Source organism: Micromonospora echinofusca (assembly GCF_900091445.1).
Classification (GTDB): domain Bacteria; phylum Actinomycetota; class Actinomycetes; order Mycobacteriales; family Micromonosporaceae; genus Micromonospora; species Micromonospora echinofusca.
Genome location: NZ_LT607733.1, coordinates 4,044,752 through 4,068,198, shown reverse-complemented (window position 1 = coordinate 4,068,198; position 23,447 = coordinate 4,044,752). Strand labels below are relative to the sequence as shown.

Sequence of the window (23,447 nt, the reverse complement as noted above, 5' to 3'; positions counted from 1 at the left end):
GGAGCGGAGCCCCGCAGTCCGGATCGAAGGAGACACAGCATGACCCGCAGACATTCCGCGATCCTCGTCCTGGAGGACGGGCGGACGTTCCACGGCGAGGCGTACGGCAGTGTCGGGGAGACCTTCGGCGAGGCGGTCTTCAACACCGGCATGACCGGCTACCAGGAGACGCTGACCGACCCGTCCTACCACCGTCAGGTGGTGGTGCAGACCGCCCCGCACATCGGCAACACCGGCGTCAACGACGAGGACGACGAGTCGGGCCGGATCTGGGTCGCCGGCTACGTGGTCCGCGACCCGGCCCGCATCGGCTCGAACTGGCGGGCCACGGGCGGGCTGGAGGAGCGGCTGTCCGCCGAGGGCGTCGTCGGCATCAGCGGCGTGGACACCCGGGCGCTGACCCGGCACCTGCGCGAGCGCGGCGCGATGCGGGTCGGCATCTCCAGCGTCGAGACCGACCCCCGGGCGTTGCTGGCCCGGGTGCGGCAGGCCCCCGAGATGGTCGGCGCGGACCTGTCCGCCGAGGTCACCACGGCGCAGCCGTACGTGGTGGCGGCCGAGGGCGAGCACCGCTTCACGGTCGCCGCGCTGGACCTGGGCATCAAGCGCAACGTGCCGCGCCGGCTCGCCGCCCGTGGGGTCACCACCCACGTGCTCCCGGCCGGCTCCACCATCGACGACCTGCTCGCCACCGGCGCGGACGCGGTCTTCCTCTCGCCCGGGCCGGGTGACCCGGCCACCGCCGACGGGCCGGTGGCCCTGGCGCGGGAGGTGCTGCGCCGCGAGGTGCCGCTGTTCGGCATCTGCTTCGGCAGCCAGATCCTCGGCCGGGCGCTGGGCTTCGGCACCTACAAGCTCGGCTACGGCCACCGGGGGATCAACCAGCCGGTGCTCGACCGGGTCACCGGCAAGGTCGAGGTGACCAGCCACAACCACGGCTTCGCGGTCGAGGTCCCCGGCGCGCGCCACGGCGCGGTCGTACCCGATGCGGTGATCGAGACCGAGTTCGGCGGCGTCCAGGTCAGTCACGTCTGCCTCAATGACAACGTGGTCGAGGGGCTGCGGGCGAAGGACGTGCCCGCCTTCACCGTCCAGTACCACCCGGAGGCGGCGGCCGGTCCGCACGACGCGGACTACCTCTTCGACCGCTTCGCGGAGCTCATCGAGGGCCGGACCCACAGCGAGGGGCGCACACATGCCTAAGCGGACCGATCTGAAGCACATCCTGGTCATCGGCTCCGGGCCGATCGTGATCGGGCAGGCCTGCGAGTTCGACTACTCCGGCACCCAGGCCTGCCGGGTGCTGCGCAGCGAGGGGATCCGGGTCAGCCTGGTCAACTCGAACCCGGCGACGATCATGACGGACCCGGAGTTCGCCGACGCCACGTACGTCGAGCCGATCACCCCGGAGTTCGTCGAGCTGGTGATCGCCAAGGAGCGCCCCGACGCGATCCTGCCCACCCTCGGCGGGCAGACCGCGCTGAACACCGCCGTCGCCCTGCACGAGGCGGGCGTGCTGGAGAAGTACGGCGTGGAGCTGATCGGCGCCAACATCGAGGCGATCAACCGCGGCGAGGACCGGCAGCTGTTCAAGGACATCGTCGCCAAGGCCGGCGTACGCCTGGGGCTCGACGACCCGGCGGGCCTGGTGCCCCGCTCCCGGGTCTGCCACTCGATGGCGGAGGTCGAGGCGACGGTCGCCGAGCTGGGCCTGCCGGTGGTGATCCGGCCGTCGTTCACCATGGGCGGCCTCGGCTCCGGCATGGCGCACACCCCGGAGGACCTGGCCCGCATCGCCGGCGACGGGCTGGCCGCCAGCCCCGTGCACGAGGTGCTCATCGAGGAGAGCGTGCTCGGCTGGAAGGAGTACGAGCTCGAGCTGATGCGCGACCGGCACGACAACGTCGTGGTGGTCTGCTCGATCGAGAACGTCGACCCGATGGGCGTGCACACCGGCGACAGCGTCACCGTCGCCCCGGCGATGACGCTGACCGACCGCGAGTACCAGCGGCTGCGCGACCTGGGCATCGCGGTGCTGCGCGAGGTCGGGGTGGACACCGGCGGCTGCAACATCCAGTTCGCCGTCAACCCGGCAGACGGCCGGATCGTGGTGATCGAGATGAACCCCCGGGTGTCCCGGTCGTCGGCGTTGGCCTCGAAGGCCACCGGCTTCCCGATCGCGAAGATCGCCGCGAAGCTGGCTATCGGCTACACCCTCGACGAGATCCCCAACGACATCACCCTGAAGACCCCGGCGGCGTTCGAGCCGACCCTGGACTACGTGGTGGTGAAGATCCCCCGGTTCGCGTTCGAGAAGTTCCCGGGCGCCGACCCGGAGCTGACCACCACGATGAAGTCCGTCGGCGAGGCGATGAGCCTGGGCCGCAACTTCAGCGAGGCGCTGAACAAGGCGATGCGCTCGCTGGAGACGAAGGCGGGCGGGTTCTGGACGCTGCCCGACCCGGCCGGCGCGACGAAGGAGAATACCCTCGACGCGCTGCGGATGCCGCACGACGGACGGCTCTACACCGTCGAGCGGGCGCTGCGTCTCGGCGCCTCGATCGCCGAGGTGACCGCCGCGTCGGGCGGGATCGACCCCTGGTTCCTGGACCAGATCGCCGCCCTCGTCGAGCTGCGCGCCGAGATCGTGGACGCCCCGGTGCTCGACGCCGAGCTGCTGCGCCGGGCCAAGCGGGCCGGCGTGTCGGACCGGCAGCTGGCCGCGCTGCGCCCGGAGCTGGCCGCCGAGGACGGCGTACGGACGCTGCGGCACCGCCTCGACGTCCGCCCGGTCTACAAGACGGTGGACACCTGTGCCGCCGAGTTCGAGGCGACCACGCCCTACCACTACTCGACGTACGACCAGGAGACGGAGGTCGTGCCGTCGGCCCGGCCGAAGGTGATCATCCTGGGCTCGGGGCCGAACCGGATCGGCCAGGGCATCGAGTTCGACTACTCCTGCGTGCACGCGGTACAGGCGCTGCGAAGCGCGCCGCTCGGTGGGGCGGGCGGGGCCGGCTACGAGACGGTGATGGTCAACTGCAACCCGGAGACCGTCTCCACCGACTACGACACCGCCGACCGGCTCTACTTCGAGCCGCTCACCTTCGAGGACGTGCTGGAGGTCTGGCACGCCGAGGACTCCTCCGGCCGGGCGGCCGGCGGGCCGGGCGTGGTCGGGGTGATCGTGCAGCTCGGCGGGCAGACGCCGCTGGGCCTGGCGCAGCGGCTGAAGGACGCGGGCGTGCCGGTCGTCGGCACCTCCCCGGAGTCGATCCACCTGGCCGAGGAGCGGGGCGCGTTCGGCGCGGTGCTGGCCCGGGCCGGGCTGCGCGCCCCGGCGCACGGCATGGCGACCTCGTACGACGAGGCGAAGGCCATCGCCGACGAGATCGGCTACCCGGTGCTGGTGCGTCCGTCGTACGTGCTCGGCGGGCGGGGCATGGAGATCGTCTACGACGACGCCACGCTGCGCGACTACATCGGGCGGGCCACCGAGATCTCCCCGGACCACCCGGTGCTGGTCGACCGCTTCCTCGACGACGCCATCGAGATCGACGTGGACGCGCTCTGCGACGCCGACGGCGAGGTCTACCTCGGCGGGGTGATGGAGCACATCGAGGAGGCCGGCATCCACTCCGGCGACTCGTCCTGCGCGCTGCCGCCGATCACCCTGGCGGGCTCGCACGTGGCCCAGGTGCGCCGCTACACGGAGGCCATCGCCCGGGGCGTCGGGGTGCGCGGCCTGCTCAACGTGCAGTACGCCCTGAAGGACGACATGCTCTACGTGCTGGAGGCGAACCCCCGCGCGTCCCGCACGGTGCCCTTCGTCTCCAAGGCCACGGCGGTGCCGCTGGCGAAGGCGGCGGCCCGCATCGCGCTGGGCGCCACCATCGCCGAGCTGCGCGCCGAGGGGCTGCTCCCGGCGAGCGGGGACGGCGGTTCGCTGCCGGCCGGCGTCCCGATCGCGGTCAAGGAGGCGGTGCTGCCGTTCAAGCGCTTCCGCACGCCCACCGGCAAGGGCGTGGACTCGCTGCTCGGCCCGGAGATGAAGTCCACCGGCGAGGTGATGGGCATCGACACCGCCTTCGGGCACGCCTTCGCCAAGTCGCAGTCGGCCGCGTACGGCTCGCTGCCGACCAGCGGGAAGATCTTCGTCTCGGTCGCCAACCGCGACAAGCGCGGCATGATCTTCCCGATCATGCGCCTGGCCGACCTCGGCTTCGAGATCGTGGCGACCACCGGCACGGCGGAGGTGCTGCGCAGGCACGGCATCGCCTGCGAGCAGATCCGCAAGCACTACGAGTCCGGCGGGGGCGAGGACGCGGTGTCGCTGATCCTGGGCGGCGACGTGGCGCTGGTGATCAACACCCCGCAGGGCTCGGGGGCGAGCGCCCGCTCCGACGGCTACGAGATCCGCAGCGCCGCCGTCACGGCGGACATCCCGTGCATCACCACGGTGCCGGGCGCGGCGGCGGCGGTGATGGGCATCGAGGCGCGGATGCGGGGCGACATGCAGGTGCGTCCGCTCCAGGAACTGCACGCCGCCCTGCGGGCCGCGCAGTGACCGGCCGCCCCCGCCCGTACGCGTCGATCATGAGGTTGTTGTCGGCCGGCACGGCGGGTCGCGGCGACGACTTCATGATCGACGGGGGTGGTCGGTCGTGATGTTCGAGCGTGCCGTGCGGCCGGGGCTGTTCCGGATCGCAGGCGGCGACGCCGAGGCCGCGCACGAGTGGACGCTGCGTCGGCTGGCGGGGCTGTCCCGCCGGCCGGCGGCGCTGGCGGTGCTGCGGGCCCGCTACGCCGTCCGGGCGCCGCGCACCGTGTTCGGCGTCGAGTTCCCCAATCCGGTCGGGCTCGCCGCCGGGATGGACAAGGACGGCGCGGCCCTGCCGGCCTGGCCGGCGCTGGGCTTCGGCTTCGTCGAGGTCGGCACGGTCACCGCGCACCCGCAGCCGGGCAACCCCCGACCCCGGCTGTTCCGGCTGCGCGACAGCGAGGCCGTGGTGAACCGGATGGGCTTCAACAACGCCGGCGCGCAGGCCCTGGCGGCGCGGCTGGCGGCGCTGCCCCGCCCGCTCGGGGTGCCGCTGGGCATCTCGCTGGGCAAGTCAAAGGTGACCCCGCTGGACGAGGCGGTGCAGGACTACCTCGCCTCGTACCGGGCGCTGCGCGCGCACGGCGACTACTTCGCGGTCAACGTCTCCTCGCCGAACACCCCGGGCCTGCGCTCGTTGCAGGACCGGGCGCACCTGGACGCCATCCTGGCGGCGCTGGTGGGGGAGAAGCCGGTGCTGGTGAAGATCGCCCCGGACCTCACCGAGCCGGCGATCGCCGAGCTGCTGGAGGTCTGCCTGGCCCGGGGCGCCGCCGGGGTGATCGCCACCAACACCACGCTGGCCCGCGACGGTCTCGCCCCGGCGGACCGGGCGCGCGGCGCGGAGACCGGCGGGCTGTCCGGTCGCCCGCTCGCCGACCGTGCCCGCCAGGTGGTCGCCTTCGTGCATCGCGAGGCCGGCGGCCGGCTGCCGGTGATCGGCGTCGGGGGCATCGTGGACCCGGACGCGGCGGCCCGGATGTTCGACGCCGGCGCCGCCCTGGTGCAGCTCTACACCGGCTTCATCTACCGCGGCCCGGCCCTGGTCCGCGCCGCCGCCCGCGCCGCGGGGTCGAACGGGTGACACCCGAGGAGATCCTGGCCGCCGACCGGGCGCACGTCTGGCACCCGTACGCGGCCCTGCCGCCGGCCAGCGCGCCCTACGTGGTCGAGGGCGCCCGGGGCGTGCGGCTGCGGCTGGCCGACGGCCGGGAGCTGGTCGACGGGATGTCGTCGTGGTGGGCGGCGATCCACGGCTACCGGCACCCGGTGCTCGATGCGGCGGTGACCGACCAGCTCGGCCGGATGAGCCACGTGATGTTCGGCGGGCTCACCCACGCCCCCGCGGTCCGCCTGGCGAGCACCCTGGTCGAGCTGGCCCCGGAGGGGCTGGAGCACGTCTTCCTGGCCGACTCCGGCTCGGTCGCCGTCGAGGTGGCGGTCAAGATGTGCCTGCAGTACCAGCGCGCCACCGGCCGGCCGCAGCGGCGCCGGCTGGGCACCTGGCGGGGCGGCTACCACGGCGACACGTTCCACCCGATGAGCGTCTGCGACCCCGAGGGCGGCATGCACCACCTCTGGGGCGACGTGCTGCCCCGGCAGGTCTTCGCCCCCGTGCCGCCCGGCGGTTTCGACACCCCGCCCGACGCGGCCTACGAGGCCGCCCTGGTCGAGGCGGTCGAGCGGCACGCCCACGAGCTGGCCGCCGTGATCGTGGAGCCGGTGGTCCAGGGCGCCGGTGGCATGCGCTTCCACCACCCGCACTACCTGCGGGTGCTGCGCGAGGTGACCCGGGCGCACGGGGTGCTGCTGATCTTCGACGAGATCGCCACCGGCTTCGGCCGCACGGGCACCATGTTCGCCGCGGAGCACGCCGGGGTCGTGCCCGACGTGATGTGCGTCGGCAAGGCGCTCACCGGCGGGTACCTGACGCTGGCCGCCGCGCTCTGCACGGCGGAGGTCGCCCGGGGCATCTCCGCCGACGGCGTGCTGGCGCACGGCCCGACGTTCATGGGCAACCCGCTGGCGTGCGCGGTCGCCAACGCCTCCCTCGGCCTGCTGCGGGCCGGGGACTGGGCGGGGCAGGTGGCGAGGGTGGGGGCGGGCCTGCGGGCCGGCCTGGAGCCGTTGCGCGGCGCGCCGGGGGTGGCCGACGTCCGGGTGCTCGGCGCGATCGGCGTCGTCCAGCTCGACCACGAGGTGGACCTGCCCGCCGCCACCGCCGCCGCGGTCGCCCGGGGGGTCTGGCTGCGGCCGTTCCGCGACCTGGTCTACACCATGCCGCCGTACGTCACCGACGACGCCGACCTGGCCCGGATCGCCGCCGGGGTCGCCGCCGCGGTGCGCGCCGGCTGAGCCGCCGGTCACGGTCCGGCGGCCGTACGCGGACGGCGCGCGCCGCCCGCGACAGGAGCGTGCCCCGGCGGCGGACGCCCCGGGGCGCCGAGGAGAGGGAGAGAACCGGATGGAGAGCTTCGGCGCCCGCCTGCACCGGGCCGTCACCGAGCGGGGACCGCTCTGCGTCGGCATCGACCCGCACCCAGGGCTGCTGGCCCGTTGGGGGCTCGATGACGACGTCCGGGGCCTTGACCGGTTCGCCCGGACGGTCACGGAAGCCCTTGGTGACCGGGTCGCGGTGGTCAAGCCCCAGTCGGCCTTTTTCGAGCGGTTCGGCTCGAAGGGCATGGAGATTCTTGAGTCAACTATCCGACAGTTACGCGAGGCCGGCTCGCTCGTTCTGCTTGACGTCAAGCGCGGTGACATCGGCTCGACGGTCGCCGCGTACGCCTCCGCGTACCTCGATCCATCCAGCCCGGTCCATGTGGACGCGGTGACCGCGAGCCCGTACCTCGGTGTCGGCGCGCTCGCGCCGATGTTCGAACTGGCTGCCGAGCACGGCGGCGGGGTCTTCGTGCTGGCGCTCACCTCCAACCCCGAGGGCGCCGCCGTGCAGCGCGCCCGCACCGCCGACGGGCGCACCGTCGCGCAGACCGTCATCGACGAGATTTCCCAGCTCAACGCGGGTGCGCAGCCGCTCGGCAGCGTCGGATTGGTGGTCGGCGCGACCATCGGTGACACCGGTCACGACCTCTCCGCAGTGAACGGTCCACTGCTCGCCCCGGGCCTCGGGGCGCAGGGCGCGACCGCGGCGGATCTGCGCGTCGTCTTCGGCTCCGCCCTGCCCGCGGTGCTGCCCTCGTACTCGCGCGAGGTGCTGGGCGCGGGCCCGGATCCGGACGCGCTGCGCGCCGCCGCCGACCGGGCGCTGACCGACTGTCGGGCCGCCCTCGCCACTGGTGACTGACTGACGGCTCGGTCACCTTTGTAAAGATCATCGCGCGTCCACGTTGCCGAATGCGCCGACGAACGCTAGTTTTCCCCGCGCTGGGAACCACGGACCCCTTGGTTCACAGCGACACCACGTTTCACAGATGCGGCGGTGCGTCCCGCCCGTCGCTATAGGGACCTGAGGAGAACTGGTGCCGCTCCCGTCACTGACCCCCGAACAGCGTGCTGCCGCGCTGGAGAAGGCCGCGGAGATCCGCAAGGCCCGTGCTGAGCTGAAGGAGCAGCTCAAGCAGGGCAAGACCACCCTCGGAGCCGTCCTCGAGCGTGCCGAGTCCGACGACGTCGTCGGCAAGCTCAAGGTCTCCGCCGTACTGCAGGCGATGCCGGGTATCGGCAAGATCCGGGCCACCCAGATCATGGAGAAGCTCAAGATCGCCGACAGCCGTCGCCTGCGTGGCCTCGGCGAGCAGCAGCGCAAGGCACTGCTTGGGGAGTTCGCCGCCAACTGAGGCTGGCTGCGTGTAGAAACAAGCAGTGAGCACGGATGACGAGGCGCGCCCGGCGGCTCGGCTCACTGTCCTGACGGGGCCTTCGGGCTCCGGCACGGAGAGTGTCGTCGAGCGCGTCCGGGCGCGTTCTCCATCCGTCTGGGTCCCGGTGCCGGCCACCACGCGCCCGCGCCGGGAGCGCGAGCTGGACGGCGTCGACCGGCTCTTCCTGACCCCCGCCGAGTTCGACCGGATGGTCGCCGCCGGGGAGCTGCTGGAGTGGAGCCGGGCCGGGCCCCACCGGCGTGGCACCCCCCTCGCGCCGCTGCGGTCGCGGCTCGCCGCCGGGCAACCGGTGCTGATCGGCCTCGACCTCCCCGGCGCGCTGCTGGTCCGGGCGGTACTGCCCGACGCCCGGCTGGTGCTGCTGCACCCGCCGGGGAACATCCCCGCGCAGGCCACGCCGGCCGCCTTCGAACACACCCTCGCGCACGACCTCACCGGGCGGGTCGTCGACGAGCTGGTAGGCTTGTCCGGTTCTTCTTTCCTGGCTCCGGCGCCACCGCCCGTACGGGGTGGACCGCCAGCACCGCCGCGCGCGGTGCGATAGACGCAGAGGTTAATTCGTGGGATCCATCGCAAACCCCGAAGGCATCACCAACCCGCCGATCGACGAGCTTCTCGAGAAGACGACCTCGAAGTACGCGCTGGTGATCTTCGCCGCCAAGCGTGCGCGCCAGGTCAACGCCTACTACAGCCAGCTCGGCGAGGGCCTGCTGGAATACGTCGGCCCCCTGGTCGAGACCACGCCGCAGGAGAAGCCCCTCTCCATCGCCATGCGTGAGATCAACGCGGGCCTGCTCACCGCCGAGCCGACCGACCAGCCGTAACCCGCCGCGCGTCGATGTCCCCCCGGATCGTCCTCGGGGTCGGCGGTGGCATCGCGGCCTACAAGGCGTGTGAGCTGCTGCGACTCTTCACCGAGTCGGGCCACCAGGTCCGGGTCGTGCCGACCGCCTCGGCGTTGCGCTTCGTCGGCGCCCCGACCTGGGCGGCGCTCTCCGGCCAGCCCGTCGCCGACGACGTCTGGTCGGACGTGCACGAGGTGCCGCACGTCCGGCTCGGTCAGCAGGCCGACCTGGTGGTGGTCGCGCCGGCCACCGCCGACCTGCTGGCCAAGGCCGCCCACGGCCTCGCCGACGACCTGCTCACCAACACGCTGCTGACGGCCCGCTGCCCGGTCGTGCTGGCCCCGGCCATGCACACCGAGATGTGGGAGCACCCGGCCACCGTCGCCAACGTCGCGACCCTGCGCGCCCGGGGCATACGCGTCGTCGAGCCCGCCGTCGGCCGGCTCACCGGGGCCGACACCGGCAAGGGCCGGCTGCCCGACCCGGCGGAGATCTTCGCGGTCGCCCGCCGGGCCCTCGCCAGGGGCGTCGGAGCCCCCGCCGACCTGGCCGGACGGCACGTGGTGGTGACCGCCGGCGGCACCCGCGAGCCCCTCGACCCGGTCCGCTTCCTGGGTAACCGCTCCTCGGGCAAGCAGGGCTACGCGTTCGCCCGCTGCGCGGTGGCCCGGGGCGCCCGGGTCACCCTGATCTCGGCCAACGTCTCGCTGCCCGATCCCGCCGGCGTCGACCTGGTCCGGGTCGGCACCACCGGCGAGCTGCGCGACGCGACGCTGGCGGCGGCGGCCGAGGCCGACGCGGTGGTGATGGCGGCGGCTCCGGCCGATTTCCGTCCCGCGACGTACGCGACTGGCAAAATCAAGAAGTCGGACGACGGCAGCGCGCCCACCATCGAGCTCGTCACCAACCCGGACATCGCGGCCGAGCTGGGCCGACGCCGGCGCCCGGAACAGGTGCTGGTGGTGTTCGCCGCAGAGACCGGCGACGCCGAGGCCAACGGCCGGGCCAAGCTCGCCCGCAAGCGGGCGGACCTCGTCGTGATCAACGAGGTCGGGTCCGACAAGGTCTTCGGCGCCGAGACCAACGCGGCGACGGTCATCGGCGCGGACGGTTCGGTCAGCCGGATGCCCGAGCGGTCCAAGGAGGACCTCGCCGACGGTGTCTGGGACCTCGTGGTCGCCCGGTTGCCCGGCCGTTCCTGACGGCTGGAACCGGACGTGACCGAGGGGGCCAGGCTCTGCCGCGGATGACTACACTGCCGCGGAACGACTTCCACAATTTAGGAGTGCCGTGACACGCCGCCTCTTCACTTCCGAATCGGTCACGGAAGGCCACCCGGACAAGATCGCTGACCAGATCAGCGACGGCATCCTCGATGCCCTGCTCGCCGAGGATCCGCGCAGCCGCGTCGCCGTGGAGACCCTGATCACCACCGGTCAGGTGCACATCGCGGGCGAGGTGACCACCAAGGCGTACGCCGACATCCCGACCATCGTCCGGCGGACCATCCTCGACATCGGCTACGACTCGTCGAAGAAGGGCTTCGACGGCGCCTCGTGCGGCGTCAGCGTCTCCATCGGCGCCCAGTCGGAGGACATCGCGCAGGGCGTCGACAACGCCTTCGAGCTGCGTACCGGTGCGTCCGAGAGCGCGCTGGACGCGCAGGGCGCCGGCGACCAGGGCATGATGTTCGGCTTCGCCTGCTCCGAGACGCCGGAGCTGATGCCGCTGCCGATCGCCCTCGCGCACCGGCTGGCCCGGCGGCTGTCCCAGGTCCGCAAGGACGGCACGATCCCGTACCTGCGCCCCGACGGCAAGACCCAGGTCACGATCGAGTACGAGGGACTGCGCCCCGTCCGGCTCAACACGGTGGTCGTCTCCAGCCAGCACGCCGCCGACATCTCGCTGGACTCGCTGCTCACCCCCGACGTGCGCGAGCACGTCATCGGCCCCGAGCTGGAGGGCCTCGGGCTCGACACCGAGGGCTACCGGCTGCTGGTCAACCCGACCGGCCGGTTCGAGATCGGCGGGCCGATGGGCGACGCCGGCCTGACCGGCCGCAAGATCATCGTTGACACCTACGGCGGCTACGCCCGGCACGGCGGCGGCGCGTTCTCCGGCAAGGACCCGTCGAAGGTGGACCGCTCGGCGGCGTACGCGACGCGCTGGGTGGCCAAGAACGTGGTCGCCGCCGGCCTGGCCGAGCGGTGCGAGGTGCAGGTCGCGTACGCGATCGGCAAGGCCCACCCGGTCAGCCTCTTCGTCGAGACGTTCGGCACCGAGACCGTGCCGGTCGCCTCGATCGAGAAGGCCGTCTCCGAGGTCTTCGACCTGCGCCCGGCCGCCATCATCCGGGACCTCAACCTGCTCCGCCCGATCTACCAGCAGACCGCCGCCTACGGCCACTTCGGCCGGGAGCTGCCGGAGCTGACCTGGGAGAGCACCGACCGGGCCGCCGACCTCAAGTCGGCCGCGGGAGCCTGACCGGCACCAGGCGCAGCGACCGGCGACCCGCGGACGGGTCGCCGGTCGCTCGTGTCTGCGTCGACGTCCCCCTGGCCCACCTGGACCGCCCCTTCGACTACCTCGTGCCGGCCGAGCTGGACGCCGACGCCGTCCCCGGCGTGCGCGTGAAGGTCCGCTTCGCCGGTCAGCTCGTCGACGGCTGGCTGCTGGAGCGGGCCGACGACTCGGGGCACACCGGCCGGCTGGCGTACCTGGAGAAGGTCGTCTCGCCCGAGCCGGTCCTCGCGCCGGAGGTCGCCCGGCTGGCCCGGACGGTTGCGGACCGCTACGCCGGCAGCCTCGCCGACGTGCTCCGCCTCGCCGTCCCGCCCCGGCACGCCCGGGTGGAGAAGGACGTGCGCGCCCGCGCCGCCGCAGACGGCCCCGGTCCCGACGCGCCGGACGGGCCCGGTGCCGACGGGTGGCCGGACTATCCCGCCGGGCCGGCCCTGCTCCGGGCGCTCGCCGACGGGCGGGCACCCCGGGCGGTCTGGTCGGCGCTGCCCGGGGAGGACTGGCCCGCCCGGTACGCCGAGGCCGTCGCCGCCACCGTGGCCGGCGGCCGGGGCGCGGTGCTGGTCGTCGCCGACAACCGCGACCTGGACCGCCTCGACGCCGCCCTGCACGACGCCCTGGGCCCCGGGCGGCACGTCAGCCTCTCCGCCGCGCTCGGTCCCGCCCGGCGCTACCGGGCCTTCCTGGCCGCCCGGCGCGGCGACGTGGCGGTGGTCGTCGGCACCAGGGCCGCGATGTTCGCCCCGGTCGCCCGCCTCGGGCTGGTGGCGATCTGGGACGACGGCGACGACCTGCACGCCGAGCCCCGGGCCCCGTACCCGCACGCCCGGGAGGTGCTGCTCACCCGCGCCCAGCTCGCCGACGCCGCCGCCATCGTCGGCGGGTACACCCGCACCGCCGAGGCGCAGCTGCTGGTGGAGACCGGCTGGGCCCGCGAGGTGGTGGCCGACCGGGCGACCGTACGGGCCCGGATGCCGGCGATCGCACCCACCGGCGACGACCCGCAACTGGCCCGGGACCCCGGGGCGGCCACCGCCCGGCTGCCCAGCCTGGCCTGGACCACCGCCCGGGAGGCGCTGCGGGCCGACCTGCCGGTGCTGGTCCAGGTGCCCCGCCGCGGCTACCTGCCCTCGGTGGCCTGCGCCGAGTGCCGCACCCCGGCGCGGTGCCCGCACTGCGCCGGGCCGCTCGCGCTGCCGTCGGCCGAGGGCACCCCCGCCTGCCGCTGGTGCGGGCGGGTCGCCGCCGCGTACGCCTGCCCGGAGTGCGGCGGGCGGCGGCTGCGCGCCTCCGTCACCGGCGCCCGGCGCACGGCCGAGGAACTGGGCCGGGCCTTTCCCGGCGTGCCGGTGCGCACCTCCGGGCGGGAGGAGGTGCTGGCCACGGTCCCGGGCGGCGCCGGCCTGGTCATCGCCACCCCCGGCGCCGAACCGGTCGCCGAGGGCGGCTTCGGGGCGGTGCTGCTGCTCGACTCGTGGGCCCTGCTCACCAGGGCCGACCTGCGGGCGGGTGAGGAGGCGCTGCGCCGCTGGCTGGCGGCCGCCGCGCTGGCCCGCCCCGCCGCCGCCGGCGGCCGGGTCGTGGTGGTCGCCGACGGGGCGCTGGCCCCCGTGCAGGCGCTGCTGCGCTGGGACGCGGGCTGGTTCGCCGCCCGGGAGCTGGCCGAACGGCGCGAGCTGGGCTTCCCGCCGGCGGTGCGGATGGCGAGCGTGACCGGCGCGCCCGCCGCGGTGGCCGACCTGCTGGCCGAGGCCCGGCTGCCGGCGGAGGCGGAGCTGCTCGGGCCGGTGCCGGCCGACGGGGAACGGGAGCGGATGCTGGTGCGGGTGCCCCGGGCCTGGGCCGCCGCGCTGGCCGACGCGCTGCACTCGGCGGCCGGGGTGCGGGCCGCCCGCAAGGCCGTCGACCCGGTCCGTCTCCAGGTCGATCCGCTGGCCCTCTTCTGACCGGTGGACGCGGTGCCCGACCGCCCGACCTGGCCCGTCGTCGCACGCCGTGTCCGGCGGGGCGTCGCCGCGCGGGTGATAGCATCGCCCGTCATGCCCGGGCGTACGACGGCTCCAGGTCGCGGCGCGGCGCCGCAGGTGCCGAGCCGGGGCCGTCGCGGGCTCGCGCGACGATGGCGGGAGCGCGTCGGTCCGGCGCGATGTCGATGATGCCAAACAGCCGGTGAGCAGGGGTGGACCAGTCGTGACCGTTCGTCAGTCGATCGTCTTCAATGGTGACCTCGGCAGCGGCAAGAGCACCGTCTCCGTGAAGATCGCCGAGCGGCTCGGCCTGCGCCGGGTCAGCGTCGGCGACCTCTACCGGCAGATGGCGCAGGAGCGGCAGATGACCGCCCTCCAGCTCAACCTGCACGCGGAGCTGGACCAGGCCGTCGACGGCTACGTCGACCAGCTCCAGCGCGACATCGCGGCCTCGGGCGAGCGGCTGGTCATGGACTCCCGGCTGGCCTGGCACTTCTTCACCGACGCGCTCAAGGTGCACATGATCACCGAGCCGGGCGAGGCGGCCCGCCGGGTGCTGGACCGCCCCTCCGGCCCGGCCGAGAGCTACGCCTCGATGGAGGAGGCCAAGGCCAAGCTGCGCGAGCGCAGCGAGAGCGAGCGGGGCCGGTTCATCGTCCGCTACGGCGTGGACAAGGCCCGGCTGCGCAACTACGACCTGGTCTGCGACACCACCCGTGCCTCGGCCGCCGAGGTCATCGAGCACATCATCGACGCGTACGAGGGCCGGCTGTGCGCGGACGTGCTGCGCGACGCGCCGCCGCTGCTGCTGCTCGACCCGGCCCGCGTCTACCCGACCGAGGACATCGCCCACCTGCGCGACCTGTGGGACTCGGAGTTCGTCGGCGAGGTGGCCGCCGCCGGCGACGAGGCGCTGGATCCCCTGCGGATCGGCTACACCGGCGAGTACTTCTTCGTCGTCGACGGGCACCGCCGCCTCAGCGCCGCCCTGCAGAGCGGCTTCCACCTGGTGCCGGCGCTGCTCGTCGCCGAGGTGGACGAGCCGGTGGTCGGCGGGATGAGCGCGGTGGACTACTTCGCCGCCCAGGCGCGCCCCGGCCTGATCCACGACTGGGAGGCCGCCCACTCCATCGAGCTGCCGCTGCCCGAGCACGCCCTGCTCGGCGGCGACGCGGTCCTGGCCGGGGAGCCGGGCACCGGCGTCTGAGCCCCCGCGCCACCCCGCGCCACCCCGCGCCGCCCCGGGTGGGGAGGTGGGTGCCGGCGCCCGTGCCCCGCCCGCGCCGCACAGGACAGCCGGATGCGGCCGTCGGGGGCATGATGGGTCTCTCGGCTACGGACGGGAGGCCGACCATGGACGCCGCCGACACCGTCGCGCTGCTCATGTCGCCGCAGGGCCGGATCGACCCCTACCCGGCGTACGAGCGGCTGCGCGCCTTCGGGCCGGTGGTCCAGGCCGGCCCGGCCATGTTCGCGGTGACCGGTTACGCCGAGGCCGACGAGTTGCTCCGCGATCCCCGGCTCGGGGTGCTCGACGACGCGCTGCGCGACCGGTTCCTGCCTGGCTGGCGGGACAGCCCCGCCATCGCGTCGATCTCCCGGTCGATGCTGCGCACCAACCCGCCCGACCACAGCCGGATGCGCCGGCTCGCGGCGGGCGCCTTCACCCCGCGCCGGATCGCCGCGATGCGCGACGTGGTGGCGGCCCAGGCCGACGAGCTGATCGACGCCATGCTGCGGCGGGGCGACGGCGGCGAGCCCGTCGACTTCCTGGCCGAGTTCGCCTACCCGCTGCCGGTCGGGGTGATCTGCGCGCTGCTCGGCGTACCGGCGGCAGACCGGCCGCTGTTCCGGCGCTGGGCGGCCGACCTGACCGGGGTGCTGGAGCCGGTGATCACGCCGGAGGAGCTGGCCGTGGCCGACCGGGGCGCGGTCGAGCTGCGCGACTACTTCGCCGAGCTGGTCGCGGCCCGTCGGCGCGCCCCGGCCGACGACCTGACCACCGCGCTGGTGCGGGTGCACGACACCGACGGCGAGCGGCTCTCCGGCGACGAGCTGCTGGCCAACCTGGTGGTGCTGCTGGTCGCCGGCTTCGAGACGACCACCAACCTGCTCGGCAACGGCCTGGCGGTGCTGCTGGCGCACCCGCGCGCGGCCGACGCGTTGCGCGGGCACCCGCAGCTCGCCCCGGCGTACGTCGAGGAGCTGCTCCGCTACGACCCGCCGGTGCAGCTCACCACCCGGCTGGCCAGCGCGCCGGTCACCGTGGGCGGCGTCGAGGTGCCCACCGACGGCTGGGTGCTGCTGCTGCTCGCCGCCGCCAACCGGGACCCCCGGCGCTACCCCGAGCCGGAGCGCTTCGACCCGTGGCGGGCCCAGAGCCACCCGCTGTCCTTCGGCGCCGGCCCGCACTTCTGCCTCGGCGCCGGCCTCGCCCGGCTGGAGGCGCAGGTCGCCTTCCCACAGCTGCTGCGCCGGCTGCCCGGGCTGGCCCTCGTCGCCCCGCCGCGGCACCGGTCCAGGCTGGTCCTGCGCGGCTACGAGAGCCTGCCGGTGACCATCGACACCCCGCCGCCCGCGCCGCGTGACGGTACGCCGGCCGGGGCGGCCGGCGGCACTCCGTAGACTGGTACGGCAGCAGTCCGCCCGCCGAAGGAGCAATGCCGAGTGACCGTCCAGCCCATCCGTCTGTTCGGAGATCCGGTGCTGCGCACGCCGGCCGACCCGGTGGTCGACTTCGACGTCGAGCTGCGCAAGCTCATCGCCGACCTGACCGACACGATGCGTGAGCAGAACGGCGCCGGCCTCGCCGCGCCGCAGCTCGGTGTGGGCCTGCGGGTGTTCACCTTCGACGTCGACGACGTGGTCGGCCACCTGGTCAACCCGGTGCTGGAGTTTCCCGACGCCGAGGAGCAGGACGGCCCCGAGGGCTGCCTGTCCATCCCCGGGCTCTACTTCGACACCAAGCGCCGGCAGAACGTGGTCGCCAAGGGCTTCAACGGCTACGGCGACCCGATGCAGATCGTCGGCACCGGCCTGATGGCGCGCTGCGTGCAGCACGAGACCGACCACCTCGACGGGGTGCTCTTCGTGGACCGGCTGGACCCGGCCGGACGCAAGGAGGCGATGAAGGCGATCCGCCAGGCGGAGTGGTACGACCCGGGCGCCCCGCCGACGGTCAAGCTCAACCCGCACGCCTCCGGCAGCCCCTTCGGCCTGGGTCGGTGAGCCCGTGCGCGTGATCTTCGCCGGCACGCCGGCCGTCGCCGTCCCCGCCCTGGCCGCCGTGGCGGCCTCCCGGCACGAACTCGTCGCCGTGGTCACCCGGCCGGACGCCCCCGCGGGGCGCGGTCGCGGGCTGGCCCGTTCCCCGGTGGGGGCGTGGGCCGACGAGCACGGGGTCGAGGTGCTGACCCCCGCCCGGCCGCGCGAGCCGGAGTTCCAGGACCGGCTGCGCGAGCTGGCCCCCGACTGCGTCCCCGTGGTCGCCTACGGTGCGCTGGTGCCGCCGGCGGCCCTGGAGATCCCCCGCCACGGGTGGATCAACCTGCACTTCTCGCTGCTGCCCGCCTGGCGCGGTGCCGCGCCCGTGCAGCACGCCGTGCTGCACGGCGACGAGCTGACCGGGGCGAGCGTGTTCCAACTGGAGGAGGGGCTGGACACCGGCCCGGTCTACGGCACGCTGACGGACGAGATCCGTCCCGCCGACACGTCCGGCGACCTGCTGGAGCGGCTGGCGCACTCCGGCGCCGGCCTGCTGGTGGCTGTCCTCGACGCGATCGACGACGGCACCGCCCGGGCCGAGCCGCAGCCCGCCGACGGGGTGTCGCTGGCGCCGAAGCTGACCGTGGAGGATGCCCGGGTGCGCTGGTCCGACCCCGCCTTCGCGGTCGACCGGCGGGTGCGGGCCTGCACCCCGGCGCCCGGCCCGTGGACGACGTTCCGGGGCGAGCGCGTCAAGCTGGGCCCGGTCACCCCGGTGCCCGACGGCCCGGAGCTGAAGCCGGGTGAGCTGCTGGTGGAGAAGTCGCGGGTGCTGGCCGGCACGGCGACCACCCCGGTGCGGCTCGGCGAGGTCCGGGCGGCGGGCAAGCGGGCGATGCCGGCGACCGACTGGGCGCGGGGCGTCCGGGTCGCCGCGGGGGAGGAGCTCGCGTGACCGGCCCATCGGAACGGCCCTCGGGTGACCGCTTCGCCGCCGAGCGACGCGACGAGCGCTTCGACGGTGGACGACGCGACGAGCGGTCCGGCGGGCGCGACCAGCGTCCCTCGGGCGGCCAGCGTGGCGAGCGGCCGGCGCGGGGCGGCCCGTGGGGCGCCCGGTCCGGCGGTGACCGCCGTGACGGCGGCCGGCGCCCCATGGCCCGGCCGACGGTGGACCTGCCGCGCCAGGTGGCCTACGAGGCGGTCGCGGCGGTGCACCGCGACGACGCGTACGCCAACCTGGTGCTCCCGTCGCTGCTGCGCGACGCGGGACTGGTCGGCCGCGACGCCGCCTTCGCCACCGAGCTGACCTACGGCACGCTGCGCCGCCTCGGCACCCTCGACGCCATCCTCGGCGACGCCGCCGGGCGCGACGTGCAGCGCATCGACCCGCCGGTACGCGACGCGCTGCGGCTGGGTGCCTACCAGCTCCTGCACACGCGGGTGCCGGCGCACGCCGCGGTCTCCTCGACCGTCGACCTGGTCAAGTCGGTGGGTGCCGGCGCGACGGGCTTCGCCAACGCGGTGCTGCGCGAGGTCGCCGGCCGGGACGCCGACGCCTGGGTGGCCAAGCTGGCCCCGTCGGCCGAGAGCGATCCGATCGGGCACCTCGCCCTGACGTACAGCCATCCGCAGTGGATCGTGCGGGCCTTCGCCGAGGCGCTCGGTGGCGACCTCGGCGAGACGACCCGGCTGCTGATCGAGGACAACGAGCGTCCGCCCGTGCACCTGTGCGCGCGGCCCGGGCTGGCCGACCCGGCGGAGCTGGCCGACGAGGTCGGCGGCGCACCGGGGGCCTTCTCGCCGTACGCCGTCTATCTCTCCGGCGGGGCGCCCGGCGACGTGCCGGCGCTCGCGCAGGGCCGTGCCCACGTGCAGGACGAGGGCTCCCAACTGGTGGCCAACGCCCTCGCGGTGGCTCCGCTCGACGGCCCGGACGGGCGCTGGCTGGACCTGTGCGCCGGCCCGGGCGGCAAGTCCGGCCTGCTCGGCGCCCTCGCCGCCCAGCGCGACGCGCGACTGACCGCGGTCGAGGTCTCCGAGCACCGGGCCCGGCTGGTCGAGCAGGCCACCCGGGGCCTGCCGGTGACCGTGCTGCACACCGACGGCCGCACCGTCGGCGCGGACCCGAAGCTGCCGGAGGGACACTTCGACCGGGTGCTCGTCGACGCGCCCTGCACGGGGCTGGGGTCGCTGCGCCGCCGGCCGGAGTCCCGGTGGCGGCGCCAGCCCTCGGACCTGCCGCCGCTGACCCGGTTGCAGCGCGAGCTGCTGGCCGCGGCGCTGCGCGCGGCCCGTCCGGGCGGGCTGGTCGCCTACGTGACGTGCTCCCCGCACACGGTGGAGACGCACGTGACGGTGACCGAGGCGGCCCGCCGCTCCGGGGTGCCCGTCGACTTCGTCGACGCCCGGCCGCTGCTGCCGGCGGGGATGCCCGGTCTCGGCGACGGGCCGACGGTGCAGTTGTGGCCGCACCGGCACGGCACCGACGCGATGTTCCTGGCGATGCTGCGTCGCACCTGAGCGGGCGGCTCAGGGCCGGCCCTTCGCGGGTGGCGCCCGGGCGGGTGGACTCGGATCTGCCCGCCCGGGCCTATCGCCCATTCGCACTCCTCGATGGCATGATCAGGCCACCACTTATCGAGGAGTGTCCATGAAGCGAAGAATCCTGACCGCTGGGCTAGCGCTCGCCGTCCTCACCGGCGGCGTGGCGACGGCTGTCGCGCCGGCGTCGGCGGCCCCGGCCGCCGGCGTGCTCGCGCCCGCCGCGCAGGCCCTGGCCGCGCCGGACATCGCGGTGGCCAACGTTCAGGCCCACCTTGCGCAGTTCCAGACCATCGCCACCCAGAACGGCGGCAACCGGCGTGCCGGCAGCGCCGGCTACACGGCCTCCGTGGCGTACGTCAAGACGAGGCTCCAGGCCGCCGGCTACACGGTGACGGAGCAGGTCTGCACCGACTGCACCTACCGGTCGAACAACCTGATCGCCGAGTGGCCGGGCGGGCCCGCCGACCAGGTCGTCATGTTCGGCTCGCACCTCGACGGCGTCTCCGCCGGCCCGGGCATCAACGACAACGCCACCGGCTCGTCGGCGCTGCTGGAGAACGCGCTGGTGCTGGCCCAGCAGAACCCGACGATGACCAAGCGGGTCCGGTTCGCCTGGTGGACCGACGAGGAGCAGGGCCTCAACGGTTCGGACTTCTACGTCCGCTCGCTGAGCGCCACCCAGCGGGGCTACATCAAGGGCTACTACAACTTCGACATGATCGGCTCCGTCAACGGCGGTTACTTCATCAACCGGATCACCTCCGCCACGGCCGCTCCGCTGAAGGCGTACTGGGACTCGCTGAACATCCAGCCGGAGGAGAACGTCGAGGGCCAGGGCCGTTCCGACGACTACCCGTTCGCGCAGGCCGGCATCCAGACCTCCGGGTACGCCGCGGGCGCCAGCGCCCGCAAGACCTCGGCGCAGGCCGCCAAGTGGGGTGGCACCTCCGGCTCGGCGTACGACCCGTGCTACCACCGCTCCTGCGACACCACCTCGAACGTCAGCGCCACGGTGCTCAACCGCAGCGCCGACGGGATCGCGTACGCCATCTGGCAGACCGCCGTGGGCTCGGCGACCAACGACTTCTCCGTCGCGGTGAGCCCGGCGTCGGGCTCGGTGCAGCGCGGCGCGTCGACCACGGCGACGGTCTCCACGGCCACCACCGCCGGCACGGCCCAGACGGTCGGCCTGTCGGCGACCGGCCTTCCGGCGGGCGTCACCGCGTCGTTCAGCCCGTCCTCGGTCACCTCCGGCGGCTCCGCCACCATGACGCTGAGCGCGTCGGCCTCGGCCGCGGTGGGCACCTACTCCGTCACGGTCAGGGGCGCAGGCTCCGGCGGCGTCTCGCGTTCGGCCAGCTACACCCTGACCGTCGGTGGCGGCGGCGGGTGCGCCGGTGGGCAGCTCATCGGCAACGGCGGGTTCGAGAGCGGGTCGTCGCCGTGGACGGCGTCGTCGGGCGTCATCACCAACGACGCCGACCAGCCGGCGCGGACCGGCTCGTACAAGGCGTGGCTGGTGGGGTACGGCTCGACGCGCACCGACACGTTGTCGCAGTCGGTGACGATCCCGGCGGGCTGCGCGAGCTACACGCTGTCCTTCTGGCTGCACGTCGACACGGCGGAGACGACCACGAGCACCGCGTACGACCGGTTGGTGGTGCAGGTGGGCACGGCCACCCTGGCGACGTACTCGAACCTGAACGCGGCGGCGGGTTACACCCAGCGGTCGTTCAACGTGGCGGGGTACGCGGGGCAGACGGTGACGCTGAAGTTCACCGGCACCGAGGACGCCTCGTTGCAGACCAGCTTCGTCATCGACGACGTGACGCTCCAGGCGAGCTGACCACCACAGGGGTCGGGGCGGTCGGCGACGCTGACCGCCCCGCTCAGGTGACCGGCAGGCCCTTCGTGCCGGCGCCCTTGACCGACCTGGTGAGGTGGCGGTCGCTGACCCACAGGAAGCACTGCACGCCCCGGTTGCCGTTGCGCCACTCCCGTTCGAAGGGGTGGTAGTAGATCGAGCCGGCCCGGTACTGGAGGTCGCCGTTGTCCGGCACCCTGGCGTACTTCGCGATCAGCGTCCGGCACGCCCGGTGCACCTTGCGGGTGTCGCGGCTGAAGGCGTCGTAGCTGGTGTCGGGGGCCTGCCAGACGCCGACGAACTCGGCACGGTGCCTGCTGGTGCAGGCCACCGGCACCATCTCGCGGACCTCGTCGCCGCGCGTCTTCGGGTTGAAGCAGCGGTGGGCGAGGGGGGCGGCGCCGGTCAGCGCGCCCTTCAGGCTGCCCGTCCGGTCCTTCGCGCCGGCCTCGTCGAGGCTGGTCTGTTCGCTCAGGTCGCAGCGGAACCAGCGGGCGCCGCCACCCCACGCCTGCGGCGACGGCAGCACCACGGTGAGCCCGAGCCGCCCGGAGCGCCAGTCGCCGCCGAGCACCGCCCTGACCTTCGTGTCGCACTCGGCGCGGGCGGCCCGCACGCCGGCCGAGCCGGCCGGCGGGGGCGTGGCGCGCTCGGCTCCCGCGCCGGTCAGCGTGCCGACGTGCACGGTCTCCGTGCGGTGCGGCAGCGCGCAGTCGACGGGGCGGTAGGCGGAGAGGTAGCCGACGTCCTGCACACCGGAGTGGCAGACCCCGGCGGCGGGGACGAACGCCTGCGGCGCGGCCGGCGCCGGCCAGTCGTCGGTCAGGTCACGGTCGGTGCCGGCCGGGGTGGCGCAGGCCGTGAGCGCCAGGGCCGCCACCGCGCCGACCGTGGCCGCCGTCCACCACCGTCGCATCCCGACCTCCCGCCGTCCGTGGGCCGCACCCGGCGGCGGCCGTCGCGGCGGTCCCACCGGCGCGCGGGCGGCCGGACACGCCACGGTGCGGCAGCATACGGCACCCCCGCTCAGCTCGCGGGCAACCCTTGCGGACCCGCGCCCCGCATGGAGCGGGTCAGCTTCCGGTCGTCGCTCCACAGGAAGCACCGCACCCCGCGGTCGCCCTCCTGCCACTCCCGCCGCGAGGGCGGATAGAAGATCGAACCGGCCCGGTACGGCAGGTCGCTGTTGTTGGGCACCTCGGCGAAGGCGGCGATGAGCGCCATGCAGCGGGTGTGCGCCCGCTGGTGGGACCGGCCGAACTCGGCCCAGCTCATGTCCCGCTCCACGTAGACGCCGACGAACTCGGCGCGGTGCGGCTCGGTGCACAGCACCGGGGCCATGTAGTTCAGGTTGTCGCCGATCAGCTTGGGGTCGAAGCAGCGGTGCAGCAGCGGGGAGTCGCCGATCATCGCGCCCCGCAGGCTGCCCGTGCGGTTCACCGGCCGGGTGTTGTCGATGCTGCCGGTCTCGCTCAGGTCGCACCGGAACCAGCGGGCGCCCCCGCGCCAGGCCGAGGTGGCGGGCAGCGCGACCGTCAGGGTGATGCGGGCGGCGTGCCAGTCGCCGCCGAGCACCTCGCGGGCGCGCTGGTCGCACTCGGCGCGGGCGGGACGCAGGGCGGCGGATCCCGGTTCGGGCCGGTCGCCGTCGGCGGTCGGCCCGGCGAACCTGCCGACGTGCACGGTCTCGGCCAGGTGGCTGCGGGAGCAGTCCACCGCCTCGTAGGTGCGCGCCTGCACGACGGCGGTGATCCGGGGCAGGCAGGCGTCCGTGGCCGGCACGAACAGCTGCGGCGCCCGCAGCGCCGGCCAGTCGTCGGTGAGGTCGCCGTCGGAGCCGCCCGGTCGTACGCACCCGGACAGCAGGACCGTCAGGGTGCCGGCCAGCGCCAGCGCCGCGAGCCACCGTCGCATCGTCCGCCCTTTCCGGGAGCTGACGCGTCGACCGCCGCCGGGGCACCGCGCGGGCGTGCGGCTCACGTCACCGTCCCTGATGGAGTCTTGCCGCGTTTCCGTCGTTCGGCCAGTCACGGATGGCCCTTCGTCCGGTTTCGCCGC

The 23,447-nt window shown here is 74.4% G+C and carries 19 protein-coding genes; 17 read left to right on the top strand and 2 right to left on the bottom strand.

All coding sequences use genetic code 11. The features are described from left to right. The first annotated feature begins 39 nt into the window (after positions 1-39). From carA to GA0070610_RS17030, 17 genes are all read left to right on the top strand, one after another. A complete protein-coding gene (gene carA / locus GA0070610_RS17110; RefSeq protein ID WP_089000964.1) occupies positions 40-1,203 on the top strand; it encodes a glutamine-hydrolyzing carbamoyl-phosphate synthase small subunit in 1,164 nt (387 codons plus the stop codon). Beyond that, a complete protein-coding gene (gene carB, locus GA0070610_RS17105; protein WP_089000963.1) occupies positions 1,196-4,567 on the top strand; it encodes a carbamoyl-phosphate synthase large subunit in 3,372 nt (1,123 codons plus the stop codon). The genes carA and carB overlap by 8 nt, the downstream gene beginning before the upstream one ends. Positions 4,568-4,664: 97 nt before the next feature. Continuing rightward, entirely contained in the window at positions 4,665-5,684 is a 1,020-nt protein-coding gene (locus GA0070610_RS17100) for a quinone-dependent dihydroorotate dehydrogenase (protein ID WP_089000962.1), read from the top strand. Next, a complete protein-coding gene (locus GA0070610_RS17095) occupies positions 5,681-6,955 on the top strand; it encodes an adenosylmethionine--8-amino-7-oxononanoate transaminase (protein WP_089000961.1) in 1,275 nt (424 codons plus the stop codon). The genes GA0070610_RS17100 and GA0070610_RS17095 overlap by 4 nt, the downstream gene beginning before the upstream one ends. 109 nt (positions 6,956-7,064) lie before the next feature. Then, on the top strand, positions 7,065-7,904 hold the full coding sequence (pyrF, locus tag GA0070610_RS17090; protein ID WP_089000960.1) for an orotidine-5'-phosphate decarboxylase: 840 nt from the start codon (positions 7,065-7,067) through the stop codon (positions 7,902-7,904). Positions 7,905-8,079: 175 nt separating this feature from the next. Then, a complete protein-coding gene (gene mihF, locus GA0070610_RS17085; RefSeq protein ID WP_007458370.1) occupies positions 8,080-8,397 on the top strand; it encodes an integration host factor, actinobacterial type in 318 nt (105 codons plus the stop codon). Positions 8,398-8,422: 25 nt separating this feature from the next. Next, on the top strand, positions 8,423-8,986 hold the full coding sequence (locus tag GA0070610_RS17080) for a nucleoside/nucleotide kinase family protein (protein ID WP_089000959.1): 564 nt from the start codon (positions 8,423-8,425) through the stop codon (positions 8,984-8,986). Between the two features lie 16 nt (positions 8,987-9,002). Then, positions 9,003-9,266, top strand: coding sequence for a DNA-directed RNA polymerase subunit omega (rpoZ, locus tag GA0070610_RS17075; protein ID WP_007075826.1), 264 nt, complete (start codon positions 9,003-9,005; stop codon positions 9,264-9,266). 14 nt (positions 9,267-9,280) lie between these two features. Next, positions 9,281-10,489: a bifunctional phosphopantothenoylcysteine decarboxylase/phosphopantothenate--cysteine ligase CoaBC gene (coaBC, locus tag GA0070610_RS17070; RefSeq protein WP_089000958.1), complete on the top strand. Its 1,209-nt coding sequence runs from the start codon at positions 9,281-9,283 to the stop codon at positions 10,487-10,489. A gap of 88 nt (positions 10,490-10,577) precedes the next feature. Continuing rightward, complete coding sequence (gene metK, locus GA0070610_RS17065; RefSeq protein WP_089000957.1) at positions 10,578-11,771, top strand: methionine adenosyltransferase; 1,194 nt, start codon at positions 10,578-10,580, stop codon at positions 11,769-11,771. Continuing rightward, a complete protein-coding gene (locus tag GA0070610_RS17060) occupies positions 11,768-13,753 on the top strand; it encodes a primosomal protein N' (protein ID WP_089003562.1) in 1,986 nt (661 codons plus the stop codon). Before metK ends, GA0070610_RS17060 begins: the two co-directional genes overlap by 4 nt. A 244-nt stretch (positions 13,754-13,997) precedes the next feature. Then, positions 13,998-14,981, top strand: coding sequence for an AAA family ATPase (locus GA0070610_RS17055; RefSeq protein WP_089000956.1), 984 nt, complete (start codon positions 13,998-14,000; stop codon positions 14,979-14,981). 146 nt (positions 14,982-15,127) lie between these two features. Then, positions 15,128-16,399 carry a cytochrome P450 gene (locus GA0070610_RS17050; RefSeq protein ID WP_089000955.1) on the top strand — a complete coding sequence of 424 codons (1,272 nt, stop codon included), beginning with the start codon at positions 15,128-15,130 and terminating at the stop codon, positions 16,397-16,399. 42 nt (positions 16,400-16,441) lie between these two features. Continuing rightward, positions 16,442-17,002: a peptide deformylase gene (def, locus tag GA0070610_RS17045; RefSeq protein ID WP_089000954.1), complete on the top strand. Its 561-nt coding sequence runs from the start codon at positions 16,442-16,444 to the stop codon at positions 17,000-17,002. A gap of 4 nt (positions 17,003-17,006) precedes the next feature. Beyond that, positions 17,007-17,933: a methionyl-tRNA formyltransferase gene (gene fmt, locus GA0070610_RS17040; protein WP_089000953.1), complete on the top strand. Its 927-nt coding sequence runs from the start codon at positions 17,007-17,009 to the stop codon at positions 17,931-17,933. After that, entirely contained in the window at positions 17,930-19,501 is a 1,572-nt protein-coding gene (locus tag GA0070610_RS17035; RefSeq protein ID WP_231925649.1) for an RsmB/NOP family class I SAM-dependent RNA methyltransferase, read from the top strand. Before fmt ends, GA0070610_RS17035 begins: the two co-directional genes overlap by 4 nt. Before the next feature lie 130 nt (positions 19,502-19,631). Next, the gene (locus GA0070610_RS17030) at positions 19,632-21,371 is read left to right on the top strand and encodes a M28 family peptidase (RefSeq protein WP_089000952.1); all 1,740 of its coding nucleotides are present in this window, start codon (positions 19,632-19,634) and stop codon (positions 21,369-21,371) included. A gap of 43 nt (positions 21,372-21,414) precedes the next feature. Here the strand turns inward: GA0070610_RS17030 and GA0070610_RS17025 are convergent, their stop codons facing one another. Further along, entirely contained in the window at positions 21,415-22,305 is an 891-nt protein-coding gene (locus GA0070610_RS17025; RefSeq protein ID WP_089000951.1) for a septum formation family protein, read from the bottom strand. A 110-nt stretch (positions 22,306-22,415) separates the two neighbouring features. Continuing rightward, the gene (locus tag GA0070610_RS17020) at positions 22,416-23,303 is read right to left on the bottom strand and encodes a septum formation family protein (RefSeq protein WP_089000950.1); all 888 of its coding nucleotides are present in this window, start codon (positions 23,301-23,303) and stop codon (positions 22,416-22,418) included. Positions 23,304-23,447 lie beyond the last annotated feature (144 nt).